This window comes from Lentzea sp. NPDC102401 (assembly GCF_044765805.1).
GTDB lineage: Bacteria > Actinomycetota > Actinomycetes > Mycobacteriales > Pseudonocardiaceae > Lentzea > Lentzea sokolovensis.
The window spans coordinates 730368-754868 of the sequence record NZ_JBIWKS010000004.1; the positions used below are offsets into that span (position 1 = coordinate 730368).

The 24501-nt window shown below is 68.6% G+C and carries 28 protein-coding genes; 9 read left to right on the forward strand and 19 right to left on the reverse strand.

Going from position 1 to position 24501, the window contains the following annotated elements; translation table 11 throughout:
• Window positions 1-84: 84 nt before the first annotated feature.
• The 6 genes from ACIRG5_RS18620 to gatC all read right to left on the reverse strand — a co-directional run bounded on the left by ACIRG5_RS18620 (window position 85) and on the right by gatC (window position 6706).
• Complete coding sequence (locus ACIRG5_RS18620; protein ID WP_402906023.1) at window positions 85-2667, reverse strand: CHAT domain-containing protein; 2583 nt, start codon at window positions 2665-2667, stop codon at window positions 85-87.
• Window positions 2668-2751: 84 nt separating this feature from the next.
• Window positions 2752-3048, reverse strand: coding sequence for a hypothetical protein (locus tag ACIRG5_RS18625; RefSeq protein WP_402906025.1), 297 nt, complete (start codon window positions 3046-3048; stop codon window positions 2752-2754).
• Between the two features lie 184 nt (window positions 3049-3232).
• Window positions 3233-4735, reverse strand: coding sequence for an Asp-tRNA(Asn)/Glu-tRNA(Gln) amidotransferase subunit GatB (gene gatB, locus ACIRG5_RS18630; protein WP_402906027.1), 1503 nt, complete (start codon window positions 4733-4735; stop codon window positions 3233-3235).
• Entirely contained in the window at window positions 4732-4929 is a 198-nt protein-coding gene (locus tag ACIRG5_RS18635) for a hypothetical protein (protein ID WP_319977675.1), read from the reverse strand. The genes gatB and ACIRG5_RS18635 overlap by 4 nt, the downstream gene beginning before the upstream one ends.
• A complete protein-coding gene (gene gatA, locus ACIRG5_RS18640) occupies window positions 4926-6410 on the reverse strand; it encodes an Asp-tRNA(Asn)/Glu-tRNA(Gln) amidotransferase subunit GatA (protein ID WP_402906029.1) in 1485 nt (494 codons plus the stop codon). Before gatA ends, ACIRG5_RS18635 begins: the two co-directional genes overlap by 4 nt.
• Window positions 6407-6706, reverse strand: a complete 300-nt coding sequence (gene gatC, locus ACIRG5_RS18645) for an Asp-tRNA(Asn)/Glu-tRNA(Gln) amidotransferase subunit GatC (protein ID WP_030467875.1) — start codon at window positions 6704-6706, stop codon at window positions 6407-6409. Before gatC ends, gatA begins: the two co-directional genes overlap by 4 nt.
• A gap of 230 nt (window positions 6707-6936) precedes the next feature.
• Between gatC and ACIRG5_RS18650 the strand changes: the two genes are divergently transcribed.
• The gene (locus ACIRG5_RS18650) at window positions 6937-7590 is read left to right on the forward strand and encodes an ACT domain-containing protein (protein ID WP_177320452.1); all 654 of its coding nucleotides are present in this window, start codon (window positions 6937-6939) and stop codon (window positions 7588-7590) included.
• Here ACIRG5_RS18650 and ACIRG5_RS18655 read toward each other — a convergent pair.
• Window positions 7587-8270: a 3-keto-5-aminohexanoate cleavage protein gene (locus tag ACIRG5_RS18655; protein ID WP_402906031.1), complete on the reverse strand. Its 684-nt coding sequence runs from the start codon at window positions 8268-8270 to the stop codon at window positions 7587-7589. The two genes, ACIRG5_RS18650 and ACIRG5_RS18655, sit on opposite strands and share 4 nt — an antisense overlap.
• 60 nt (window positions 8271-8330) lie before the next feature.
• On the opposite strand from ACIRG5_RS18655, the gene ACIRG5_RS18660 reads away from it, so the two are divergent.
• A complete protein-coding gene (locus ACIRG5_RS18660; protein WP_402906033.1) occupies window positions 8331-8453 on the forward strand; it encodes a hypothetical protein in 123 nt (40 codons plus the stop codon).
• Between the two features lie 72 nt (window positions 8454-8525).
• A complete protein-coding gene (locus ACIRG5_RS18665; RefSeq protein WP_402906035.1) occupies window positions 8526-8750 on the forward strand; it encodes a hypothetical protein in 225 nt (74 codons plus the stop codon).
• On the opposite strand, the gene ACIRG5_RS18670 is transcribed toward ACIRG5_RS18665, so the two are convergent.
• Window positions 8747-9181 (reverse strand): GNAT family N-acetyltransferase, encoded by a 435-nt coding sequence (locus tag ACIRG5_RS18670; protein WP_402906037.1) that lies wholly within the window; start codon window positions 9179-9181, stop codon window positions 8747-8749. The genes ACIRG5_RS18665 and ACIRG5_RS18670 overlap by 4 nt on opposite strands.
• Before the next feature lie 29 nt (window positions 9182-9210).
• Here ACIRG5_RS18670 and ACIRG5_RS18675 point away from each other — a divergent pair, with 29 nt between their 5' ends.
• A complete protein-coding gene (locus ACIRG5_RS18675) occupies window positions 9211-9636 on the forward strand; it encodes an SWIM zinc finger domain-containing protein (protein WP_402906039.1) in 426 nt (141 codons plus the stop codon).
• Here the strand turns inward: ACIRG5_RS18675 and ACIRG5_RS18680 are convergent.
• From ACIRG5_RS18680 to ACIRG5_RS18705, 6 genes are all read right to left on the reverse strand, one after another.
• Window positions 9625-10146, reverse strand: a complete 522-nt coding sequence (locus ACIRG5_RS18680) for a hypothetical protein (RefSeq protein ID WP_402906041.1) — start codon at window positions 10144-10146, stop codon at window positions 9625-9627. The two genes, ACIRG5_RS18675 and ACIRG5_RS18680, sit on opposite strands and share 12 nt — an antisense overlap.
• 112 nt (window positions 10147-10258) lie before the next feature.
• On the reverse strand, window positions 10259-10759 hold the full coding sequence (locus tag ACIRG5_RS18685; RefSeq protein WP_402906043.1) for a GNAT family N-acetyltransferase: 501 nt from the start codon (window positions 10757-10759) through the stop codon (window positions 10259-10261).
• Window positions 10752-12878: an NAD-dependent DNA ligase LigA gene (gene ligA / locus ACIRG5_RS18690; RefSeq protein ID WP_402906045.1), complete on the reverse strand. Its 2127-nt coding sequence runs from the start codon at window positions 12876-12878 to the stop codon at window positions 10752-10754. The genes ACIRG5_RS18685 and ligA overlap by 8 nt, the downstream gene beginning before the upstream one ends.
• A gap of 33 nt (window positions 12879-12911) precedes the next feature.
• Complete coding sequence (locus ACIRG5_RS18695) at window positions 12912-13565, reverse strand: hypothetical protein (protein ID WP_402906047.1); 654 nt, start codon at window positions 13563-13565, stop codon at window positions 12912-12914.
• A 5-nt stretch (window positions 13566-13570) separates the two neighbouring features.
• A complete protein-coding gene (locus tag ACIRG5_RS18700; protein WP_402906049.1) occupies window positions 13571-14128 on the reverse strand; it encodes a YdeI family protein in 558 nt (185 codons plus the stop codon).
• Window positions 14125-14646, reverse strand: a complete 522-nt coding sequence (locus ACIRG5_RS18705) for a hypothetical protein (RefSeq protein ID WP_402906051.1) — start codon at window positions 14644-14646, stop codon at window positions 14125-14127. Before ACIRG5_RS18705 ends, ACIRG5_RS18700 begins: the two co-directional genes overlap by 4 nt.
• Before the next feature lie 64 nt (window positions 14647-14710).
• Here ACIRG5_RS18705 and ACIRG5_RS18710 point away from each other — a divergent pair, with 64 nt between their 5' ends.
• Window positions 14711-15190, forward strand: coding sequence for a GNAT family N-acetyltransferase (locus ACIRG5_RS18710; protein WP_402906053.1), 480 nt, complete (start codon window positions 14711-14713; stop codon window positions 15188-15190).
• Here the strand turns inward: ACIRG5_RS18710 and ACIRG5_RS18715 are convergent.
• From ACIRG5_RS18715 to ACIRG5_RS18725, 3 genes are all read right to left on the reverse strand, one after another.
• Window positions 15177-16367 carry a hypothetical protein gene (locus ACIRG5_RS18715; protein ID WP_402906055.1) on the reverse strand — a complete coding sequence of 397 codons (1191 nt, stop codon included), beginning with the start codon at window positions 16365-16367 and terminating at the stop codon, window positions 15177-15179. The two genes, ACIRG5_RS18710 and ACIRG5_RS18715, sit on opposite strands and share 14 nt — an antisense overlap.
• Window positions 16368-16405: 38 nt before the next feature.
• A complete protein-coding gene (locus ACIRG5_RS18720) occupies window positions 16406-18259 on the reverse strand; it encodes a glycoside hydrolase family 9 protein (RefSeq protein WP_402906057.1) in 1854 nt (617 codons plus the stop codon).
• A 90-nt stretch (window positions 18260-18349) separates the two neighbouring features.
• The gene (locus ACIRG5_RS18725) at window positions 18350-19399 is read right to left on the reverse strand and encodes a methionine synthase (protein ID WP_402906059.1); all 1050 of its coding nucleotides are present in this window, start codon (window positions 19397-19399) and stop codon (window positions 18350-18352) included.
• Window positions 19400-19539: 140 nt separating this feature from the next.
• Here ACIRG5_RS18725 and ACIRG5_RS18730 point away from each other — a divergent pair, with 140 nt between their 5' ends.
• Together ACIRG5_RS18730 and paaI are read left to right on the forward strand one after the other, a co-directional pair.
• Entirely contained in the window at window positions 19540-20877 is a 1338-nt protein-coding gene (locus tag ACIRG5_RS18730; RefSeq protein WP_402906061.1) for a cellulose binding domain-containing protein, read from the forward strand.
• 238 nt (window positions 20878-21115) lie between these two features.
• The gene (gene paaI, locus ACIRG5_RS18735; RefSeq protein WP_402906063.1) at window positions 21116-21502 is read left to right on the forward strand and encodes a hydroxyphenylacetyl-CoA thioesterase PaaI; all 387 of its coding nucleotides are present in this window, start codon (window positions 21116-21118) and stop codon (window positions 21500-21502) included.
• Here the strand turns inward: paaI and ACIRG5_RS18740 are convergent.
• Entirely contained in the window at window positions 21441-21839 is a 399-nt protein-coding gene (locus ACIRG5_RS18740) for a hypothetical protein (RefSeq protein ID WP_402906065.1), read from the reverse strand. The genes paaI and ACIRG5_RS18740 overlap by 62 nt on opposite strands.
• Window positions 21840-21877: 38 nt before the next feature.
• A complete protein-coding gene (locus ACIRG5_RS18745) occupies window positions 21878-23020 on the reverse strand; it encodes a hypothetical protein (protein ID WP_402906067.1) in 1143 nt (380 codons plus the stop codon).
• A gap of 36 nt (window positions 23021-23056) precedes the next feature.
• On the opposite strand from ACIRG5_RS18745, the gene ACIRG5_RS18750 reads away from it, so the two are divergent.
• Together ACIRG5_RS18750 and ACIRG5_RS18755 are read left to right on the forward strand one after the other, a co-directional pair.
• The gene (locus tag ACIRG5_RS18750; RefSeq protein WP_402906069.1) at window positions 23057-23560 is read left to right on the forward strand and encodes a DUF6584 family protein; all 504 of its coding nucleotides are present in this window, start codon (window positions 23057-23059) and stop codon (window positions 23558-23560) included.
• Window positions 23557-24408, forward strand: a complete 852-nt coding sequence (locus tag ACIRG5_RS18755) for a serine/threonine dehydratase (protein ID WP_402906071.1) — start codon at window positions 23557-23559, stop codon at window positions 24406-24408. Before ACIRG5_RS18750 ends, ACIRG5_RS18755 begins: the two co-directional genes overlap by 4 nt.
• The last annotated feature ends 93 nt before the right edge of the window (window positions 24409-24501 follow it).

Below are 24501 nucleotides of genomic sequence, written 5' to 3' on the forward strand. Positions count from 1 at the left end.
ACAGAAGTTCACCAAGAACCTTCGCAGCCAGCATGGAAGTCACCGCTGACCAGCGGCTTCTCGCCGGACGACCACTCGATCGGCCTAGCCCGACCCGAGGCAGAGGAACGGCCGGCGGAACGGGTCCTTCGCCATCGCCTCGGCCAGCGCCACCGCCGGCGCGGCACCGGCCACCAACGCCCGGTGGTAGTCGGCCATCGCCGCGGCACTGGCCTCGTCCCCGACCTTGCTGGCCGCGGCGACCACCGTGCGCGTACCTCCGGCCAGCATCGCGCCGGCGAAGCCCAACGCCTCGTCACCAGGCCTGATTCGGTTCAACGCCAGCTCGCACGCCGCGAGCACCACGTGCGCCGGCGGGTTTCTCAGCCGGCCCAGTTCGTGCGCGAACAACGGCCCGTCGACCAGCTCGAGCCGGGAGAACAGCGCGTTCTCAGTCTCGTGCTCGCCGTGGGCGGCGACGTGGACGAGGTCGGCGCCGTCGAGGTGCGCCATGACCTCGGCGGCAGTCGCCGTGCTCCCGGAGAGCATCGTGGCGTTGGCGTGATAGGTCGCCAGCTTGTCCACCTCGCCGTGCCCGAAGAGGAGTCCGGGCCCCTGCACCACCAGCACGCGGTCGGTTTTCGGCTTGCCGGCCTGTGCCGCGGCGAGCCAGGCCGTGGCCGAGGGCGCGGTGGCGACCGGCCGCCCGTGCAGGCTCGGCAGCACACCCCACGGCACCGCGTACAGCTCGCCGGTCGGCACCATGACGAGCTCGCGGTCGCCGATGAGGTGCGCGAGCGGCTTGATCAGCAACGCGTCGAGCCGGTCGGCCTGCTTGCGCGCGGACGCTCCGATGACCTGCACCAGCGGTGGAGGCAGGTGGTCGGGCGCGAGAGCGTTGAGGTCGAAGTGGAGTTTCTGGGCGCTCTCCAGCGCCTCGGCCGCGGCACCGAGCCGCACGAGGCTGACCCGGTCACCCGCGACGACGACCGCAGCCATCTCCCCGCCGGACACGACGTAGCTGACCATGGCCCGTTGCCCGAGCTCCGCGATCACCTCGTTGATGCCGGCGACGGGCCGGGGCCTGCCCCACCGCTGCGAGTGCCAGCCGAGCCGGTTCGCCTCGCGCTGCGCCTTCACGAGTTTGCCGCGCAGTTCCGCGGTCGGCTGGCCGGACAGACCGTGCCGCAGGATCGCCCAGCTGAGGTTGCGCACCTCGGTGATCCGCTCGGTGACCTCGTTGTTGTCGGTCGCCTCCAGCGGTTCGTACCTGTAGGTCTGCGCTCGCGTGCGTTCCAGCCAGGCGAAGAGCCGTCGCGCGTCCGCGTCCTCCAGCGCGAGCTTGATCGCGAGCTCGCTCAGCTCCCTGCCGTGCACCGCGGTGGCGGAAACGAGTTCCAGGCCACCGAGTTGGTCGCGCACCCGGCCGAGCTCGTCCAGCGCCTTGCGGGCGTGCACCAGCGCGGCACGACGGCTTCCCTTGGCCAGCGCGAGTTCCGCCAGCACGAGCCGGCGTTGCATGCGGTGGTCGAGCGGCGTGACCGCGCGGGGTCCGGGCACCTTCTTCAGCAGCTCTTCGGCGTCGGCCAGCCTTCCCCTGCGGATCTCCAGCCGGGTCGCGAGGAGCAACGCGAGCCGTGACTCGTCGACGAGGTGGTTGGCCGCCAGCTCCTCGGAGAGTGCCAACGCCTTCTGCACCAAGGCGTTCGAGATCCTCTTGGTGTGCATCGCGTGCCGGCCGTGCGCCCACAGTTCGATCAGGCCGGCCATCATCCACCACGTGCTGCCGCGCCGGATGAGCTTGCGTTCGGACCGCTTCGCCATGCGGCGTGCCAGGTCGAGCTGGTCGTCCAGCAACGCCGCCGACGCGCGGAACATCTCGACCTCGGCGATCTCCTGGCCGAGCTTCTCCTTGCGCATGAGCGGAAGCGCCTCGTCGAGGTGCTTGCCGGCCTCGTCGGACAATCCGATCATCAACATGGCCTCGGCCTGGTCGAGCTGAAGCCGGGCGAGCAGGCCGGGTTGTTCGTTCTTCCGGAAGATGCCCTCGGCTTCCTCGTAACGGCGCAGTGCCGCAGCGAGGTCACCACTTTGCTTGTGGACGTTCCCCAGGGCGTGAACGCCGAACGGGTACAGGTGGTGGAGTTCGTGCTCACGGGCGAGGTGGATCGCGCGCTCGAGGTCGCTGGCCGCTCGCTCCCTCTTGCGCACCGCGGCCAGCGCGAAGCCGCGGTTGAGCAACGTGGAGACGAAACCCTGCACCAGGGCGCGGTTCGCGCCGGGGCTGCTCTGCTCGACGTCGTGCTCGACCGCGTCGATGAATCTGTTGAACCACTCGACCGCCCGCTCGGGCTGGCCCATCCGCATGACCATGAGGCCCTGGTTGTGGTCCACCCCTGCGTTCAGGAGCGTCCTGGTGGCGGAGTCCTCGATGGTCTCGATCTCGTGGCGGGCGGCGTCGAACGCCTGCACCGCGATGTCCATGCCACTGGTCTCACCCAGGCACAGGCCCAGGGTGTAGAGGATACGAGCGCGAGTCGCCGCGCGTTCCTCGCTCGGTTCCGCACGCTCAAGGTGCACGAGCGCACGTCGGAGCAACCGGATGGCGGAGGGGAGGCGAAGCTTCGCCTGCTCGGCCCAGCCCCTCTCGTACAACTCGCGCGCTCTCTCCAGGGAACGAGCGGGCATGTGATCATCACACCACATTCGTCCACACGGCGCTGCCCGCCAACCAGGCACTGGGCCTGGTTGCGGGCAGTACACGCTGAGTTACTAAACCGCGACGTTGTTCGGGTGATTCGGGCAGTCATCGGTGTGCTCGATGTCGCCGCCCGAGCCCTCGCTGTCGCCGTCGGCGAGCAATGTCCGCGGCCTGACCAAGAATCCCGTGGTTCCGCCGCAGCACATCGGCGTGACTTCCGGGTCTTCCTTCTTGTCCGGCTTCGGCACCTCGGTCGGCGGCGCCGGAATCGGGTTCGGTTCGACGACCGGCGTGCCCTCGAGCACGGACTCGGCTTCCTGAACGACCTCGGTCGCCGCCACGTCGAAGTTCTCGCGCTGAACAGTCATGAGGATTCCCCCCTCGTTTGGACTATTACGTCTCATCCCCCCAGATGAGTTGCAACGAGAGAGTGGCACACACGGCTACAGACATACGTCTCATTTAGCTAACAGCCACTCAGACGGCCTAAGATCACAAAGGGCCACCTGCACAAACAGGTGACCCTTTGTGATTTTTATGGCGAATGTGTATCTACGAGCAGCGTGCGAGCACGATCTCGCGCACACGGGCCGCGTCGGCCTGGCCCTTGGTGGCCTTCATGACCGCGCCGACGATGGCGCCGGCGGCCTGGACCTTGCCGTCGCGGATCTTCTGCGCGACGTCCGGCTGGGCGGCGAGGGCCTCGTCGACGGCCTTCTCCAGTGCCGAGTCGTCCGAGACGACCTTGAGGCCGCGCTTCTCGATGACGTCTTCCGGGGAGCCTTCGCCCTCCAGGACACCGTTGACGACCTCGCGGGCGAGCTTGTTGGTCAGCGTGCCCGCGTTCACCAGCTCGATCACCTTCGCGACCTGGGCCGGGGTGATGGCGAGGTCGGTGACCTCGATGCCCTTCGAGTTGGCCTGCTGCGCGAGGTACGACACCCACCAGGAGCGGGCCTCGTCCGGCTTCGCGCCCGCCTCGACCGTCGCGATGATGACGTCCAGCGCGTTGGCGTTGACCAGGTCGCGCAGGACCTCGTCGGTGAGGTTCCAGTCCTTCTGGATGCGCGCGCGGCGCTCCCAGGGGAGCTCGGGCAGGGTGAGGCGCAGTTCCTCGACCCACTCGCGCGACGGCGCGATCGGGACCAGGTCGGGCTCCGGGAAGTAGCGGTAGTCCTCCGCCGTCTCCTTCTTGCGGCCCGGTGACGTGGTGCCCGAGGATTCGTCGAAGTGACGGGTCTCCTGGGTGACCTCGCCGCCGGACTCCAGCACCGCGGCCTGACGGGTCATCTCGAAGCGGACAGCGCGTTCGACGCTGCGCAGCGAGTTGACGTTCTTGGTCTCGGTGCGGGTGCCCAGCGCGCCGGTGGTCTTCGGCGAGAGCGAGACGTTCGCGTCGCAGCGCAGCGAGCCCTGGTCCATGCGGACGTCGGACACGTCGAGAGCCTTGAGCAGGTCGCGCAGGGCCGTCACGTACGCACGGGCGACCTCGGGGGCGCGTTCTCCGGTGCCGGGGATCATCTTCGTGACGATCTCGATCAACGGCACGCCGGCGCGGTTGTAGTCGAGCAGCGAGTGCTCGGCGCCGTGGATGCGACCGGTGGCGCCGCCGACGTGCAGCGACTTGCCGGTGTCCTCCTCCATGTGCGCGCGCTCGATCTCGACGCGGATGACCTCGCCGTCGTCCAGCGTCACGTCGAGCCAGCCGTTGAACGCGATCGGCTCGTCGTACTGCGACGTCTGGAAGTTCTTCGGCATGTCCGGGTAGAAGTAGTTCTTCCGCGCGAACCGGCACCACTCGGCGATCTCGCAGTTGAGCGCGAGGCCGATGCGCATCGCGGACTCGATCGCCTTGGCGTTGACCACCGGCAGCGCGCCCGGCAGGCCGAGGCAGATCGGGCAGGTGTTCGTGTTCGGCTCGCCGCCGAAGACGTTGGCGCAGCCGCAGAACATCTTCGTGTTGGTGTGCAGCTCAACGTGCACTTCCAGGCCCAGGACGGGGTCGTACTTCTCGATGACCTCGTCGTAGTCCATCAGCTCAACAAGAGAGGTCATGCCAAGTCGTCCTTCCGCAGAGCGCGCGCGGCCAGCGCCGCACCGGTGACCGCCACGGCGATGGTGGCGATCGCGTTCGCCAGCATCAGCTTGTCGTTCTTCGCACGGGCGTTCCGGAAGCCGGAGAACGCTCCCACGGCTCCCGCGACGGCACCGGCGAGACCGAGGAGACCCCGTGCCTTCTTGATGTTCACAGTGACGGACCTCCGAACGCGCCGCGCGCGGCCTCGTAGGCCGCGGCCACCCGGTACATGCGGTGGTCCTGCAGCGCCGGAGCCATGATCTGCAGGCCGACCGGCATACCGTCCTCATCGGACAGACCGCTCGGCACGCTCATGGCCGGGGTGCCCGCGAGGTTCGCGGGAATCGTGCAGAGGTCGGCCTTGTACATGGCGATCGGGTCGTTCGCGCGCTCGCCGATCTTGAACGCCGTGGTCGGCGTGGTCGGGGAGATGAGCACGTCGAACTTCTCGAACGCCTTCGCGAAGTCCTGCGTGATCAGCGTGCGGACCTTCTGGGCCGAGCCGTAGTACGCGTCGTAGTAACCGGACGACAGCGCGTACGTGCCGATCATGATGCGGCGCTTGACCTCGGGGCCGAAGCCGGCCTCGCGGGTCAGCGACATGACCTCCTCGGTGCTGCGCGTGCCGTCGTCGCCGACGCGCAGGCCGTAGCGCATGGCGTCGAACCGGGCGAGGTTCGACGAGCACTCGCTCGGCGCGATGAGGTAGTAGGCCGGCAGCGCGTAGTCGAAGCTCGGGCACGACACGTCCGCGATCTCCGCGCCGAGCTCCTTGAGCTGCGACACGGCGGCCTCGAAGCTGCGCGCCACACCGGCCTGGTAGCCGTCACCGCGGAACTGCGTGACGACACCGATGCGCAGGCCGGACAGGTCGCCGTTCAGGCCCTCGCGGGCAGCGGCGACGACCGGCGGCACCGGGGCGTTGATGGACGTGGAGTCCATGTGGTCGTAGCCCGCGATGACCTCGTGCAGCAACGCGGCGTCGAGCACCGTGCGCGCGCACGGACCGGCCTGGTCCAACGAGCTGGAGAACGCGACGAGGCCGTAGCGCGACACACCGCCGTAGGTGGGCTTCACGCCGACGGTGCCCGTCACGGCGCCGGGCTGGCGGATCGAGCCACCGGTGTCGGTACCGATCGCGAGCGGCGCCTGGAACGCCGCGAGCGACGCGGACGAGCCACCGCCGGAGCCGCCGGGGATGCGGTCGAGGTCCCACGGGTTGTGCGTGGGGCCGTACGCCGAGTTCTCGGTGGACGAACCCATGGCGAACTCGTCCATGTTCGTCTTGCCGAGGATGACGACGCCGGCTTCCTTGAGCTTGCGCGTCACCGTGGCGTCGTAGGGCGGGATCCACCCTTCGAGCATCTTGGAACCGACCGTGGTCGGCACGCCCTCGGTCGTCATGACGTCCTTGAGCGCCAACGGCACGCCGGCGAGCGGGGAGACCTGCTCACCGGCCTTGACGGCCTCGTCGACCTTGCGGGCCTGCGCGAGCGCGCCCTCTGTGTCGACGTGCAGGAAGGCGTGGACCTTCGCGTCGGTCTCGGCGATGCGGTCCAGGTGGGCCTGCGTGACCTCGACACTGGAGATCTCGCCGCTGTGGATCTTCGCGGCGAGTTCGGCCGCGGTGGCGTGGATCAGGTCCTTGGTCATGCTTCCTCACCCAGGATGCGGGGCACGCGGAACCGGCCGTCCTCGGCCTCAGGAGCGCCGGAGAGCGCCTGCTGCTGACCGAGGCTCGGACGGACCACGTCCTCGCGGAAGACGTTGGTCAGCGGAACGGCGTGCGACGTCGGCGGGATGTCGGCCGTGGCGATGTCGCCAACCGAGGCCACCGACTGGAGGATCACGTCGAGCTGGCCGGCGAACAAGTCGAGCTCGTCCTCGGTAACAGCCAGCCTGGCGAGCTTCGCCAGGTGCGCGACCTCGTCGCGGGAGATGCTGGGCACTCCTGTCAACCCCCGTAGGGTCGGGATACGAATCGGGAACCCCGTGAGTCTATGGGCTGGTCAGGCGCGCCTTCGAACGGGTTACCGCCTCCGTGGTTGACCGGCACGTCAACTTAACCGTTCCGCAACGCGGACAGCGGGTCATGCGTTGACGATGCGTCTGCGAGAATCACCGACCGGCAACGGCGCAAGACGCGGGGTCTCGCGCACGAGCTATGGAGGCGTTCACCTTGTCGTTCCTGATCCGGGTCCAGCTCCCGGACCGTCCCGGCACCCTCGGCGCGGTCGCAACGGCTTTGGGCGAGATCGGGGCGGACATACTCAGCGTCGACGTGGTGGAACGCGGTTCCGGCATCGCCATCGACGACCTCGTCGTGGAACTGCCGTCCGGCCGCCTGCCGGACACCCTGATCACCGCGGCGGAGTCCATCGAGGGCGTCGAGGTCGACGCGGTGCGCCCGTACGCGGGCATCCTCGACACCCACCGCGAGCTCGAACTGGTCGAGGAGATCGCCGACGCCCCGCACAAGGGCCTCGAGGTCTTCACCGAGGGCGTCCCGAAGATCATCCGCGCCGGCTGGGCCGTCGTCGTAGGTCCCGAAGGCACCGGCATCAACCGGCTGACCTCGTCGTCCGCCGCCCCGGAGACCCGGATGGCGAACGTGCCGTGGTTCCCGCTGGAGCGCGCGACCGTGCTCGACGGCGAGGAGGACTGGGTACCGGAGACCTGGCGCGAGCTGGGCACCGAACTCGCCGCGACCCCACTGGGCAAGCCGGACCGCGTGCTCGTCGTGGGACGTCCGGGCGGCCCGATGTTCCGCGCTGCCGAGGTGGCCAGACTGGCGCACCTGGCCGGCATCGTCGCGGTGGTGCTCCCCGACTAGCTCGGGGCCCTCGACCTCTGCCTTTTGCGGGCCATGGCGATCAGCTCGGCGTTGTTCTTCGCTGTTCGCCCGTCGGGCATCTGGAGCGTGTCCTCCAGACCCATGCGCACGTGGTGTTCGAGGAGCGCGCCGTAGTCGAGGACGGACCACGCGTTCGCGTCGCGCCCGTGCAACAGGACCGGCAGGCCGAGTGGTTCTACTTGCGCCAGCAGGCTTTCCGCCGTCTCGCGCGTCGCGCCGACCGTGATCCGGCTGACGCCTTCCGGCAGGTCGTTCAGGCTCACCGGGCTTTCGACGACGAGCTCGACCCTGACGTTGATCCGGTGCAAAGCCTGCGCGAGCTCCCGCCAGCCGGGCTGGTCCACGTGCACGCTCGCGATGTCCGGCCGCCCCGCCGCGAGCGGCGCCCAGCTGCCGATCAACGTGGCGCGGTTACCGGGCACGTTCGTGGACACGCTGATCTCGATGCCGGGCACGGCGGCACGGACGGTGGCGATCGTCGTCGCCACCTCCGCCCCCACGAGCGTGAGCGCGCCGATGACGTCTCTCGGATGGATGTGCACCGACGTGACGCCGAGCGCGGCGACATCGGCCGCGTCCTCGGCGAGGCGCGCGGGCGACAACGGCAGGGCCGGGTGCTCCTCGGCTGTGCGGGAGCCGTTCAGACAGGCTTGCAGCACACCTCATACGGTCCCACACAATCCTTCTGGCGGCGTTGCTCCAAGGGCTAGGTTGGGGGCATGCGACTGGCCCTAGTGCTCGCCCAAGGGAACGAGCTGGCTGTGGGCGATCTGGCGTTGGGGGTGGCCGGGTTGCTCGCGGTGGCCGGCGTCATCGTGGTCGCGCTCAAGAGGAAGCGATGACTCGCACTGCGGAATACCGGATCTGACTCCAGAATCTGCCGTGATCGCCCCACCTCTGGAGGTATGAAGATCATGGCCATCACCGTGAACCTCGACGCGCTCCTCGACAAGGCTTACGAGGACAAGCCGCTCACCGAGATCCTGGACGCCCCCGTCGACGCGCTGCAGGGCGTGAGCCCCGGCGACGCGGAGAAGCTGAAGGCCGCGTTCAACATCAAGACCGTGCGTGACCTGGGCACCAACAAGTACTTCCGCGCGGCCGTGACGTTGCTCGACCTGGAGGCGACGGCTCGTTAGAGCACGATGCGGTAGTGGACGAACGGCGTCTTCTCCGCGACCTGGTCGTAGAGCCTGCGGGCGGTGTCGTTCCACTCGCTGGTGTGCCAGTAGACGCGGCAGCAGTTCTGCAGTTTCGCCCATTCCGTCACCGCTTCGATGAGCGCGCGGCCGACGCCCCGGCCGCGCGCCTCGGGGGCGGTGAAGAGGTCCTGCAGGTAGCAGACGTCCGGGCCGGACGTGCTGGGGTGCTTGAAGAAGTGCGTGATGCCGACGACCTTGTCGTCGGCGCGGGCGCATAGGGCGTGGATGTTTTCGTTGGCTTGGAAGGCTTGCCACTTCTCGTCGTACGTTTCCGCTGGCAGCGTGCGTTCGTAGAAGGTGTTGTAGCCCTCGAAGAGCTCCTGCCACGTGGCGCGGTCCGCGGGTTCGAGTGGGCCGATCGCGATCATGTTGATCCTTTCTGTGGTCACCCGGTTGGATGACCCTCGTGTCGACGACCCTCACCACCGAGCTGCTGCTGCACCGCGCGGGCACCAAGTCGTACTGGCGCGGCCTGACCTACCGCGAGTCGGTGCTGTCCCTGCGGGTGCACAGCCGGCACGTGGCGGCGCGGGTGCGGGGCGGTGACGACGCGGCGTACGTGGTGGAACTGTCCTGGTCGGGGACACATCTGGTGGGGGCGTGCACCTGTCCGCACGGGTCTGAGGGCTTCTTCTGCAAGCACTGCGTGGCCGTCGGGCTGGTGCTGCTCGACCGGGGCGAGACGGTGCCGCCACCGGACGCCGAGGACCTGGAACTCAAGGACGCGCTGAGATCGCTGCCCGCGGAGGTCCTGCGGGAGCTGTTGTACGAGCAGGCGGCGGGCGACCCCAAGCTGCGGGCGCGGATCATCTCATCGCTCTGAGCCGCAGAACTGCGTTTCCGGCGGGACCTTGCACACGGAGCCGGGTGGCCTGGTGGCCGCCGCGAGCACCCAGCCGGACGGCTTGTGGTCGAAGATCAGCACGTGGGGCATGGCGAAGCTGGTGTGCGTGACGCCGTCGGACTCCTCGAAGTAGAGGTCGGTCACTTCCTGGACGTGCACGACCGCGCTGCCGTCCGCGGACACCACCACCCGCGTCAGTCCGGTGCCGACCTTGGCGCGGGAATAGCCGCCGAACGGGAGCGCGCCGAGCCGTTCGCGGCGGTCGGCCAGCCTGGCCTCGTCGAACTGGAGTCGCACGGCGAAGGCTTCGGTCGTGGGCACGCCGAAGCCTGGTGTCTGTTCGCGGTTGGTGACCTTGGCCGCGCGGTGTTCGAAGTAGCGCTGGGTCAGGTCCTCGATCTGCCGGCGGTCCTGGTCGAGGACGTGCGCCGGTGCCGCTGAGGCGGCCGGTAGCAGCGCGGACAGGAGCAGGACGACGGCCGATCTCATTCGCAAACCCCCATCCGCGTGCTTTCGCAGGAGTACCCCCGAGCTGGGAACCCCTGCATCTCAACGTACTCAGGTGGTCCGGCAAGATCGACGAGCTACCTGAATTCCCTGGTCAGAGCGAGATTCCGTACGCGTACGCCCTCAGGTCCACGCCCGGCAGCGGCGACCAGTCGCGCTCCGGCAGCCGCGTGAAGCCCAGCCGCTCGTACAACCGGTGCGCCGCCAGCATCTTCTCCGACGACGACAGGACGACGTGGGTCGCGCCGGCCTCGCGTGCCTTGTCGATCACCGCACGCACGAGCGTCTCGCCAACGCCGCGGCCGCGTGCTGCCGCCGTCACGGCCAGCATGCGGAACTCCAACTCGCCCGGTCTGGAGACCTCTGCGTAGGGCGTGCCGGGGCGCACGACCGTCACCGAGCCCAGGACGGTGCCCGACTCGTCCTGGGCGACGAGCAGTTCGGCGTCGCGGAAGCGGGAGGCGGCGTCGGCGAGGGTGGACGCGTAGTCGTCGTGGTCGCTCACGAAGCCTTCCGCGCGGTACGCCTCGACCGTCACGGAGCCGACCGCGGGCAGGTCGGCCTCCGTTGCCGGACGGATGATGAGATCAGCCATCTGCGCCTTCTTCCACTGAGCCTTCGTCGACGGGGAGGGCCACCTCCCTCGCCGCGTCCGGGCCCTGCTCCAGCAGGACGCGGAAGCCCGCCTCGTCGAGGACCGGGACCTTCAGCGAGACGGCCTTGTCGTACTTGGATCCTGGCGAGTCGCCGACCACGACGAAAGCGGTTTTCTTGGAGACCGAGCCCGCCGCCTTGCCGCCGCGGGCGAGGATCGACTCCTTGGCCGAGTCGCGCGAGTACTCCGTCAGCGAGCCGGTGACCACGATGGACAGACCTTCGAGGTTGCGGACGATGGACGCGTCGCGCTCGTCCTCCATCCGCACGCCCGCGGCCCGCCAGCGTTCGACGACGCCTTGGCGCCACTCCGTTTCGCGCCACTCGACCACGGCCGTCGCGATGGTCTGGCCGACTCCCTCGGCGCCGGCCAGCGCCTCTTCGGGAGCCTCGATGATCGCGTCCATCGAGCCGAACTGCTGCGCCAGCGCGCGGGCGGCCGTCGGGCCGACGTGGCGAATCGACAACGCGACCAGCACCCTCCACAGAGGACGTTCCTTGGCCGCCTCCAGGTTGTCCAGCAGCTTCACCGCGTTCGCGGACAGCTCTCCGGCCTTCTTGGTCGTGAAGCGCTCGACCTGCCGCAACGCCTCGGCGTCGAGGTCGAACAGGTCGGCTTCGTTCGTGTAGATCGTGGACTCGGTGATCGCGGCGGCCGCCTCGTAGCCGAGCACCTCGATGTCGAGCGCGGCACGGGAAGCCAGGTACGCCAGGCGTTCGCGCAGCTGGCCGGGGCACGTCTCCGCGTTGGGGCAGCGGATGTCGACGTCGCCCTCCTTCATGGCGCGCAGCACCGAGTTGCACTCGGGGCAGCGGGTCGGCATCTCGAACTCGCGCGCGTCGGCCGGGCGCGCGGCCAGCACCGGGCCGAGCACCTCGGGGATCACGTCGCCCGCCTTGCGGATGACGATGCGGTCGCCGATCAGCACGCCCTTGCGCTTGACCTCGGACCCGTTGTGCAGCGTGGCCCGCGCGACCGTCGAGCCGGCCACCTTCACCGGCTCCATCAGCGCGAACGGCGTCACGCGGCCCGTGCGGCCGACCTGGACCTGGATGTCCAGCAGCGTGGTGGTGGCCTCTTCCGGCGGGTACTTGTAGGCGATGGCCCACCTCGGCGCCCGCGACGTCGTGCCGAGGCGCCGTTGCAGCGAGACCTCGTCGACCTTGATCACGAGACCGTCGATCTCGTGGACCGCGTCGTGCCGGTGCTCGCCCCAGTACTCGACCTTCTTGCGGACGTCCGCCGGGTCGGTGAGCACCTCGGTGTGCGGCGACGTCGGCAGGCCCCACGCCTTCAACGCCTCGTAGGCCAGCGACTGGCTGGCGACCTCGAAGCCCTCCGTCTTGCCGATGCCGTGGCAGATCATCCGCAGCTTGCGCGACGCGGTGACCTTCGGGTCCTTCTGCCGCAACGACCCCGCGGCCGTGTTGCGCGGGTTCGCGAACGGCGGCTTGCCCTGCTCGACCAGCGAGGCGTTCAGGGCCAGGAAGTCCTCCACCGCGAAGAAGACCTCACCGCGCACCTCGACGAGCTCCGGCACCGGGTACTCGGCGGAACCCTTCAGCACCACCGGAACGTCTGCGATCGTGCGGACGTTCAGCGTGACGTCCTCGCCGGTGCGCCCGTCGCCACGGGTGAGCGCCCGCGTCAGCCGCCCCTTCTCGTAGAGCAGGTTGATCGCGAGGCCGTCGATCTTCAGCTCGCACAGGAAGTGCGTGCCGGAGCCGATCTCCTTCTGGACGCGCTCGAACCAGCCCGTCAGCTCGTCCTGGGCGAAGACGTTGTCCAGGCTGAGCATGCGCTCCAGGTGGTCGACCGCCTTGAACTCGGTCGAGAACGTGCCGCCGACCAGCTGCGTCGGCGACTCGGGCGTCGCGAGGCCGGGATGTTCGGCCTCCAACGCCTCCAGCTGCCCCAGCAGACCGTCGAACTCACCATCGGTGACGATCGGATCGTCCAGCACGTAGTAGCGGAACTGGTGCGAGCGCACCTCTTCCGCGAGCACGGCATGCCGCTCGCGGACCTCTGCCGGGACGTCTTCAAGGCTCTCGCTGGTCACGTCCCACAGCTTAGTGACCAGGTCTGACAGTTTTCAGCGCTCGGTTCGCCCGGCGAGTTCCCTGACCAGAGAACGCAGCTCCAGCAGGCTGATCGTGCCCTGCGGCTCCAGTTCCGCGGTCTCCACGCGCCGCAACCGCTCCCCCGCCAGCCGCTCGCCGAGAGTGACGTCCAGCGGCAGGAACGTCATCGTCCGCCGGTGCTGGTCGCTCAGGTCCGCGAGCGCCGGGTGGTAGACCGCGACGTCCACGACGTCACCGTCCACCTGGGCCACCACCCGGTAGTCACCCAGCCGCATCTTCACCTGGCCGAGGTTCACGATCACCTCGGTCGGGTCCGGCACCGGCGGCACCGAGTCGTGGAACTCCCACACCATGTCCGACGGCGGCGCGGCGTCGATCCACGCGTCGGTGTACGGGCGCAGCCTCGGGTCTTCCTGACCGGTGATCACCAGCGCGTACATCGCCATGTGGCCCTGCTCGAGAGAGAACATGAGGTCCGGGTGCAACGAGTTCACGAGGTCCCGCAACTCGTCCTCGACCCGGTGCGGCTCGCCGTCCCCGAGCGCCGCGCTGACCACCGGTACCAGCTCGAACCACCGTTCCCAGAACCGTTGTGCGGCTTCCTCGGCGTTCGGCAGGTGGGCGGGGACGACGTCCTCGGCTTTGCGGCGGCGGAACCACTTCATGATGTTCAAGAGTAGAGCTTGCGCCCCTCCGCCAGCATGTCAACGAACTGGGCGATGCGCTTCTGCCGCGTCTCCGGCCTCTTCGCGTCGTGGATGCGCAGCAGCACGGCATACCTGTTCTGGCTGTTGAGCGTCTTGAAGAACTCGGCCGCCTTGGGATTGGCGTCGAGCGCCGCGGTGAGGTCGTCCGGCACCTCGATCGTCGCCGGACCCGCGTAGGCCGCGTCCCAGCGCCCGTCCGCTTTGGCCTTCTCGATCTCGTTGAGCCCGGCCGGCAGCATCTTGCCCGCCGCGATCAGCTCCTCGACCTTGCCGCAGTTGCGCTTGGACCACTTGCTCTTCGGACGTCGAGGCGTCCACCGCTGCGAGTACCAGGTCTCGTCCACGGACCGGGTGAGTCCATCGATCCACCCGTGGCACAAGGCGACGTCCAGCGCCTCGCCGTAGGTGATCGTCTTGATCCCCGAGCCCTTCTTGGCGTACTTGAGCCACAGCTCGGTCTCGTTCGCGCCGTTCTCGTGCAGCCACGCGTCGAACTCGGCGGGACCCTCGAAGACGATCAACGCACCCTCCTCAGGCAGAGCGTCATGTCCTCATAGGGAACACCGAGTTCGGCCTCTTCGGGGCAACTTTCTTCCGCCACGTCGACGACCTGCACGTTCACCCGCGGCGCCGCGCAGTCGAACTTGGACACGACGGACCTCTGCAGATCGTCGGTGTCGAGCTCGAAGCAGTCGCCCCGCGCGGCGTTGGGCATCAGGCACAGGGCGGCGTCGTGCCTGGTGTCGCGCAACACCTTGTAGTCACCGCGCGGGCACTCCGCGCTGGTCTCGGTCAGCACGGTGCCGATCTTCAGCGCGGCCCGGTCGCCGCCGCAGTCGACGACGGTGAGGCCCAGATCGTTCTCGCCTGGGCCGTTGAACCTCACGCAACTGCCCTTCTCCGCCTTGGAGTAGTCGGTGAGGAACAGGGACTCCGGTGCCGTCCGGGCGGGTTCGTCGGTTCCGCTGAACGCCCACCACACGCCGAGATAGGCCAGCACGGCAAGTACGCACACCATCAAGGTCTGTCTCACGACCACGCTGCGGAGTATGGGGGCGAAAACCGAGTGGCGCGCGGCGACCGGTTTAGCCACAGTGCGCGTCATGCTGATCCGGCGGGAGACGCCCGCAGACATCGACGCCATTCGCGCCGTCACCGATCTCGCGTTCAAGAACGGGCCCGAGGCCCCTCTGATCGACCGGCTGCGCGCGGACGAGGGCTGGATCCCGGAGTTCTCGCTGGTGGAGGACGAGGTTCTGGGCCATGTCGTGTGCACGCGCGGGTACGTCGACGAGGTACCCGCGCTCGGGCTCGGGCCGATCGCCGTGCATCCTTCGCACCAGCGGGCAGGTATCGGTTCGGCGTTGGTGCACGCGGTTCTGGGTGCGGCGGAGGCTCGGGGTGAGCGCGCGGTCATCCTGTTGGGTGACCCCAGGTACTACTCGCGGTTCGGGTTCCGGCTCGCCGCGGAGTTCGGGATCACGCCGCCGGTTCCCGAGTGGGCGCCGCACTTCCAGGCTCGGCTGTTCGGTGACGTGCCTGCCGGGGCGTTCCGGTACGCGGAGCCGTTCAACCGACTTTGAGCACCTTGCCTTCGGCCGTGCGCGCGTAAACCGTGCCATCTGCCTGTGCGGACACGGTGTCGATGAAACGGCCTTCGCCCAACGGTTCCCAGGTCGTGGTGAGGCGGTGCGGGCGTCCGTCGATCAGGGTGTGGACGCCGATCGTTCCGTCTGGACGGAGCACCGCTTCGGGTGAGGCGTCGACGCCCTGGGCGATCTCGCGCCACGTGCCGGCGGCGCCGGCCATGAGCTTGGTGCCGGAGCGGACGTAGACGGCCGTGGACCCGTCCGGATAGGCGATCACGGACGGCTTGCCGCCGGCGAACCCGGCCGGGCTCAGCGCCTGCCAGCCGGGGCTCACGGCCGATGAGGCCGGACTCACTGCCTGCGAGCTCGGAATCGATCCCGATTCGCGGGCCCCCTGGGGGGAACCGCCCCCCATCCCAATCATCCCAAGCGGGTCTGACAGTTTCGCGACGCCGCCGTCGGCCAGCACCGCGTACAGGTCGACCGTCCCATCAGGACGGACCACGGCCTCCGGATCACCCGCCACACCCGACGCCACCGGCAGCCACGCCCCGTCCGCCAGCGCCATGACCTCACCACGGGCGGTCCGCGCGAACACGAACCGGCCGGCCACCGAAGGACGTCCGACGAAGACACCCGACGTGCTCAGCCGCGCGCCGTCGGCCCAGACGTCGCCGTCCTCCACGACGTGCAGGACGCCGGCAACCACCTCAGGACCGCCCTGCCAGGCCTGCCGCAGCATCGAACCCGCACGCGCCTCCGCCTGGTCGTACCGCTCCGGACAGCAGGACCGTTGCACGGCATCGGCCAGCAACCCGGCCGAGAGATCAGGCCGGTCGACGCGCACCGCGTACTCGAAGAACCGCCCCGCGGCATAGGAGACGTCCATGATCTGCTCGGGCGCGCCCCAGCCCATCGACGGCCGCTGCTGGAACACGCCCAGCGAGTCGCCGTCGCCGCAGTCCAGGTTGTTCATGTGCGACTCGACCCACCCGGCCTCGAACCCGGCGAGCATCACCTTGTCGCTCACGCCCCGAGATAGACCGACGGCGTGCACGACACGGATGACGTCCGCGTCGTGCACGCCGGGAACTCGGCAGGAGACCTTCACCGGCAGCGCATGCGCCGTACCGGCCGTGAGCAGCAAGAAGACCAGCGCGAGCCTGAGCACAAGTCCGAATTGGACACCCAGGCCCGCGCCGGCGCCACTCAGGAGTTCGCGATCAGCGAGAACCCGAGCACGCCCGTCGCCGTGAAGTCGATGGCCGGTTCGGAGCTCGGCCACGAGCGCAGGTCGTCGGCGAACACGGACTTCGCGGAGTTGAACTCGAGCGTGTACGGCTTGGTGCAGTCGACGGAACCCGCCGGCATGTCACCGAGGTCGCCGAACAGGGTGGCGTCGTTCGGGCCGTTGATCACGGCGCCGACCAGCACCTTCGAGCCGCCGTTGGGCGAACCCGAGAGGTTCGCGGCCTGGTGGTGCGGGCACTCGGGGAACTTCGTGCCGACGCCGACGATCAGCGACGTGCCCCAGGCGTTGGTGCCGAGGGCGAAGCCCCGCTGCTGGGTGCCGAAGGTCTCGTACGACTTGTCGCCGGTGACCTTCTCGTACAGCGCGGCGGTGGTGATGTACCCGAACGTGCGCGAGCCGACGTCCCAGGTCTCGACGTTGGCGGCGGTGCGGAACGGCGACGTCCTGGCCGCGTCCGCGCCCTTCTGCAGCTGGCGTTGGATGTCGCCCACGATCTGCTTCTCGGTCACCTCGGCCCCCGGGATGCCCTTCTTCAGCAACGGGGCGAGGTCGGCGTGGCCGAGCGCGGAGATGTTGTAGACGTTCAACGTGTCGGGGTCCTGCGTCGCCAGGAACTCCTTGGCCCAGTGCGTGGCGGCCTTCGCGAACTGGCTGTAGCGCTTGTCGTGCAACGCCTTCGCGGCCAGGGCGAGCTGGGTGGCGCCGAACTCCATGTCGTCGGTCCACGACTCTTCCGGGTAGTACGCGTGCGGGAACGCCGTCACGAGCTCGCCGACGTCCGAGGTCTTGGCGAGGGCGAAGAGCTGCGCGGCCTTGTCCAGGTACGAACGGGCGACGCGCGGGTTGCGGTCGGCCTCGATCTGCGCGGCCAGCGCGAACGACCCGGCCACGCGGCCGACGAGGTTCGGGCTGATCTTCTCGCCGGCGGCGTTCGCGCGGAACACCGGGCGGTACTTGATGAAGTACTCGCTGTCGCCCGGCTTCACGTTCAGCTTGTCGTCGGCCTCGGGCAGCCGCCACACGTCGTGGTCGCCGACGAAGCCGAACTCCTCGGAGCCGGTGCCGATGCCGACCTGCGCGTAGAGCGTGCCGGTCTTCTCGTCGAACGCCTTGTCGAGCCACTTGAGGCCGAACCTGGCCTCGTCGTAGAGGGCGGCGTTGTGCTTGTTGCGCAACGCCAGCAGCATCGACGCGGTCGAGTACGACGAGGCGTGCGTGAACTTCACGAAGTCACCCGCGTCGAACCAGCCGCCTTCGAGGTCGACCTTTGCGCCCGTCGGCTTCAACGGCGCCGCGATCTGGTCGCCGCCCTCGCCCGCGAACACCGGCGTCTCGTAGACGAGCGCCTCGCGGTCGGTGAGGTGGGCGGGCTTGCGGTTCAGCCGGCCGGGGACGACGTCGGCGCCGTCGCGCTGTGCCTGGAAGAACTCGACGGTGTTGTGCGCGACCGGCGAGAACAGCTTCTTCAGCGAGTCGACCTTGAACACCGGCGAGGTCGTCGTGCCGACCTTGATCCGGTACGTCCCCGGGGCCCTGACCTTGGAGAAGTCGATCGGGTGCACCGCGGGGAACTTCTCGCTCCACGAGCCCGTCGAGGCGCCCGTCCTACCGGTCAGCACGGTGCGGCCGCGACTGTCCACAACGGAGAACCTGGTGTTCGCGGCGCCTCCGAGCACGTAGGCGTGTTTCTGCTCGGAGGTGCCGAACCCGACCTGATCCAGCCGGATCTGGCCGGTGGGCGCGGCCTGTGCAGGCGCCACGACCACGCCTGTGAGCACTGCGGCGACGAGTGCCGCGAGTCTGATGCGCATGTGGGGAACTCCCGGTCCAGGCCCGGCGATGGCCTTCGGTTAAGAAAGTTTCCTAATAGTTCGCAGCAGACTAGCCGCACAAACCGGACATCACCAGCCCTCAGGCGGCTCCAAGAACGACGAGGAGAGGTCACGGGTCAAAGCCAGCGCGCGTTTGACCCAAGTGGACGTAGCACCCGCTAGACCGCACGTCGGAGTGGGCAGCGCCTTCTCGGCGAGGATCGACCTCGGGAAGCCGAGACGGTCCACCAGCGTGAACGCCCGCTGCCCGACGTCCTTCAACGCGACCGGCACGCCGGGGTCGAGGCTCGGCACCAGACCGAGCGCCAGCGTCGTGCCCGCCTCCCACGTCTCGCCGATCTCGTCGAGCGCCTCTGCACCCTTGATCAGCGTCGCGTCGAACGAGATGGCCGTCGCGCCCGCCTCGCGCAGCAGCGTGAACGGCGGGTGCGGCGCGCAGCAGTGCACGATCACCTCGTGGTCCTTCAAGGCCTCGATCACCACGGCGAGCACGTTGCGCGCGTCCGGCCCCGGCACCGCGGGCACGGTGCCGAGCTTGGACGGCGTCGGCAGCAGGCCCTGCAGCACGGCCGGCAGGCCCGGTTCGTCGATCTGCACGACGACCTTCGCCTTGGTGCGCTTGGCGACCTCGGCCGCGTGCTGCTGGAGGCCCTCGGCGAGCGACGCGGCGAACTCCTTCACCGCACCTGGGTCCGTGAGCACCCGATGGCCGCGCATCAGTTCGATGTTCGACATCAACGTCCACGGCCCGACGGCCTGCACCTTGACCGTCTCGGGCTGCGCACCGGCACGTTCCAACGCCTCGTCGAACGCGTCCAGGTCGCCTCGCAGCAGGTCGACGGCACGGCGGTGGTCACGGCCGGGGCGCGGGGTCACCCGGTAGCCGGAGGTGACGACCTCGATCGCGAGGTCGACGAGCAGGCCGGCGGTGCGCCCGATCATGTCCGCGCCTACTCCCCGGCCAGGCAGCTCCGGGACGTGCGGCAGCTCAGGCAGTTCTCCGACGACGACACGCGCCGCCTCGTCGATGTCGGTTCCGGGCAGCGATCCGATTCCAGTTGCTCCACGCACCCGCCGAATTGTTCCACTGTCCGGCAGACAGAAGAGGTCTAGACCCATTGACGCTGTGGTCTAGGCCACTTACCGTGATTGAGCAGGCGCTGAACGTACGAGCGCCTCCCTGTACGTGGTGCAGGACCGCGACGCGCCCCGTGGTCCTGCGCCACTCCCTTCCTCCCCTGCCGGAAGGACCACACCCGATGGCCCGCTTTGCGCTCTTCGCCGCCGGGGCCGCCACCGCGCTGGTGGCCGGACTCGTCGCCATGGCTCCCACCGCCTCCGCGGCCGGTGAATCCGCCGCGTTCAGCCAGGACTCGAACTGGGGCTCCGGCTACCAGGGCAAGTTCACGATCACCGCGGGCACGACCGCGCTGGCCGGCTGGAAGCTCGAGTTCGACCTCGCCGGCGCGACCCTCGGCTCGTACTGGGACGCCACGGCGACCAGCAGCGGCAACCACCACACGTTCACCCACCGCGAGTACAACGGCAACATCGCCGCGGGGGCCTCGACCGGCTTCGGCTTCCTGGTGAGCGGCTCGGCGTTGCCCACGAACTGCAAGCTCAACGGCGTTCCGTGCGGCGGCGGTGGTGGCACTACGACCACCACGACGACCACGACAACGACCGGGCCGACCACCACCACGACGTCCGATGTGCCGCCCACGCCCGGTAGCGCGCTCGTCGCCCCGTACATCGACATCACCATGCCGACGCCGTCACTTGTCGACGTGGCCAACGCGACCGGCCAGAAGCACTTCACGCTCGCGTTCGCGCTGGGCTCGTCCTCTGGCTGTGCGCCCGCATGGGGCGGCACGGTGCCGTTGAACGACAGCCGCATCGTGAACGAGGCGAAGGCTCTGAAGGCCCAAGGCGGCAGCGTCATCGTCGCGACCGGCGGCGCCATGGGCCCGTACCTGGAGCACGTCTGCACGTCGGTCGACTCGCTGTACAACGCCTACGTGGCCGTGCTCGACGCCGTGGGGTCGAACAGCATCGACGTCGACGTGGAAGCCACGATCCCGCAGGCCACCGTGAACGCGGCGCTGAAGAAGCTGCAGGACGCCCGCGGCACCACCGTCAGCTACACGATGCGCATCCAGGGCCAGGACTACGGCATGGACCCGTACTCGGTGGACGTGCTGAAGGACGCGGCCGCCAAGGGCGTCAACGTCCTCGTGAACCCGATGCTGATGAACTTCGGCTACACGGGCAACTGGGGCGACGCGATGGTCAACGCCGCCAACGCCACCCTCGGGCAGATGCGCGCCATCTGGCCGTCGAAGTCCGACGCGCAGTTGAAGGCGCTGCTGGGCCTCACGCCGATGATCGGACGCAACGACACGGGCCCGACGACCACCCAGGCCGACGCACGCAAGGTCGTCGACTACGCGAAGGCCAACCACGTCGGACGGATCGCGTTCTGGTCGGCCGGCCGCGACAACGGTTCGTGCCCCGGCGGCGGAGTTTCGCCCACGTGCAGTGGAATCTCGCAGGCCAACTGGGAATTCACGAACATGTTCAAGGCCTACACGGGCTGATTTCGCCCCTGCGGAGCGAAGGCCGTTGCGGGAACTTCCGTCCCCGCAACGGCCTTCCTCATTCCGTTGAAGCGCTCAGCAAGAGCTGCAGCAACCGCAGCCCGGACCCGTGCAACCGCCACAGCAAGAACAACCACCCATGGTGCCCACCTCCGATGTTGAGCGATCAAGCCTGTCGGACAGTAAGGCGGCTCCAACGCTGCGTGACACCACCTTCAGAGTGATTACGCTGCCACGAATGAATGGTCCTGCCGAGATGCTCGCCGCCGACAAGGCGTCCACCGCCCTGGGCATCGAGCCCGTCGAGCTGCGCGACGGTTACGCGTTGCTGCGGATGACGGTCGCGGAAAACATGATCAACGGCCACGGCATCGCGCACGGCGGTTATGTGTTCCTGCTGGCGGACAGCGCGTTCGCCTGCGCCTGCAACAGGGCCGGGTCCGTCACCGTCGCCGCCACGGCCGAGATCGACTTCATCCGGCCCGTGCACGAGGGCGACGAACTGGTGGCGGAGGCGGTGGAACGGACCCGGTTCGGCCGGAGTGGGATCTACGACATCACGGTCAGGCGTGGGAGCGAGATCGTGGCTGAGTTCCGCGGTCGGTCGCGGACCCTGCGCTCCTGAGGCCGATGAACTGCAGCACCGCGAAGCCGAGCACCGCGAGGCCCTGAGCCAGCACGAGCGCGACGCCGGTACCGGTGAGCGGGAACCAGCTCATTTCCGCGGTCAGAATGCTGTCGGCGGCCCAGACCAGGTTTCCGATGATGACCAGCAGCACGATTCGGCGGTCAGGGGTGGCGCGGGTTCCCAGGAAGAACACGCCCACGCCGTAGACCACGCAGAAAGAACCGAGCCCGATCTGCCAGCCCACCGGCATTCCGACCTCCGGGCGGATCAGCAGTGTCAGCAGGCCGAGTGCGAACGAAGCGACACCGTCGAGTTTCAAGGCGAATTTCAACATGGCCCGACGATGGCCCGCCCAACGCTGCCAAGACCACGTCAAGCGCTGCCAACTCCTGCCATCAGGTCCGCCGCGACCAGGCGTGCGGCGGCGTTCTGCCAGTTGTGGAGCGTGCGTTCGGGGACCTGTGTCACGAACCACTGCAGGGCGCGGCGGTCCTCCGCGTCGAGGTCCTCGCGCTTGGTCCGGACCGAATAGGGGCGGATTCCCTTGACGTAGTAGAAGTACACGGCGTTGTAGTAACGCCATTCGTCGCTCGTGCCGAAATCGCCGCCAAGAGGCTTGAGCCGTTGAATGGAAGCCAGCAGCATGCTTTTCAACTGCGCGGCACGATCCAGCGGCGGGCCTTCTTCGGTCAGCGCGATCAACGGGCTCGCGACGAGCTTTCCGAGATCGCCGTAATGGCTCAGGGCCTTGCGGGTGAGCCGGGTGAACTCCGCCTCGTCCTCGGTCACCAGCGGCCGGCGCTTCGGCAACGACTCGGCGGCGTCACGGAGCTCGGCACGTTCTGCCGCGACCGCGGGCACGGCAAGACGGTCGACCATCAAAGCGAGCGGGTTCGCCAGCACCTGGACCGCGATCGCTGCCGCCACGGTGGTGAAGACGAGCAACTCCGGGCCGCCGAAGAAGATCACCTGCGACCCGAACAGCACCGCCGTGAAAGCTGAGATCACGAGCGACCGCAGCATGTCCGCGCGGATCGACTCGCCCTCCTCGACCGCGTCGGTGACGGCGACCAGCACGCCGAACACCACCACGTCGAACCCGAGCGACGGCAGCGTGATCGCGTCGGGCAGCAGGCCCAGCAGGAACGCACCCGCGGAAAGGCCGAACATCACCCCAACGAGTGAAAAGTAAGCACGTTTCCTTATGGCTAGACCCGTGGCCACGGCCATGGGAAGCAATACGATCCACGGCACGAAGAAGGACGCGGCGAAGAACGGCAGCAGTGCGAGCAGCCACCACCTGATCAACTCTGGCCGGCAGAGCAACAGGACCGCACCCGTCCAGGCCAGCGCCGGTACCCCGATGACCACGGGATGTGGCACCACGACGGCCGCCGAATAGCCGATCATCCCCGCGCCCGCCCACCACAGCAGCGGTTTGCGCGGGTCGCGGGCGAGCAGGTATAGACCCAGCCACCAGGCGAGGCCGGAGACCAGCAGCGATAGGCCGAACACGGGTCAAAGCTAGCCCTACCTGCAAAACTAATCTTCATGCCGGTAGAGCTGACGCTCCACAAAGCGGCCGAGGAGCTACGAAGAGGCGACCTCGCGAGCGTGCTCAGTGCACGTCAGCGCGTCGCCGGACTCGTCGGCACCTACCCGCGACGGCTCGACCTCAGGGAACGTCTCGCCGAGGTCTACCGGGTGCTCGGCCAGCCGGCACAGGCAGGTCGCTGGACCTATCTCTCCGAGGACCGCGACCCCGGGGAACTCCTGGCCTTCGAACGCGCCTACCGCCGCGCGGACGCCCGTCTGGTCGCGCTCTCATGGCAGGGCCGCGTCGACGAGGCGCCGACCGAGACCGCCCGCACCCGCCTCGCCGCGTTGTACCTGGAGGCGCGGGTCGAACTGCAGCACGAACTCGACGCGACGCCGAACGAGGAGACGTCCTGGGGTGCCTGCCTGGTCGTCATGGCCGGCGGCACGTTCGTCCTGGTGTGTTTCCTGCTGGGCCTCGTGACTCTCGTGCAGTTCTTGTGGAAGCTGGTGTCATGAGAACGCTGTCGCAGTACGTCCGCCGCACCCCGATCATGCACGTGTCCGTGGACGGGCGACCGCTCGTGCTCAAACTGGAGCACCTCCAGCTCACCGGCTCGTTCAAGCTCCGCGGCGCGGTCAACACCCTGCTGTCGCTCAACGTCTCCGAGGTCGTCACCGCGTCCGGCGGCAACCACGGCATCGCCGTCGCTCAGGCCGCCCAGTTGCTCGGCGCGCACGCCACCGTGTTCGTCCCGGTGACCGCGCCCGAGACCAAGACCAGGCGCATCGAAGCGTTGGGCGCCAAGCTGATCCGTCACGGCAACACCTACGCCGAGGCCGCCGCGGCCGCCCGTGAGCTCGATCTGCCGTACATCGAGGCGTACAACGACCGGACGGTGATCGAGGGCCAGGCCACGGTCACGCAGGAGATCGTCGAGGACGCCCCGGACGTCGACACGATCTTCGTCGCGGTCGGCGGCGGCGGACTCGTCGCGGGTGCCGCGCTGGCGTCCGGCGGACGGCACGTCGTCGCCGTCGAACCCGAGAACTGCTGCGCGATGCACAACGCGCTGGAGGCCGGTGAGCCCGTCGACTCCGTGGTGAACTCCATCGCCGCCGACGCGCTCGGCGCCACGCGCGCGGGTTCGTTGTCGCTGGAAATCCTGAAGCAGCACAACGTTTCCTCGGCGCTGGTCACCGACGCGGAGATTCTCTCGGCGCGCGACCGGCTGTGGGAGGAGTTCAGGATCGCGGTCGAACCCGCCGGTGCGGCGGCGTTCGCCTCGTTCCTCAGGGGCGATGTGTCGAGTGAGCTGCCCTGCGTGCTCCTGTGCGGAGCGAACTCGGAGTGGCGTCCCAGCTAGTCCGGCGGAACCGGCGAGCCCCGAGGCGGCGCAACGGCGACACCACCCACACCGGTTCGTCGTTGCGCCGGGCACGACTGGTCAGCTTCCGCC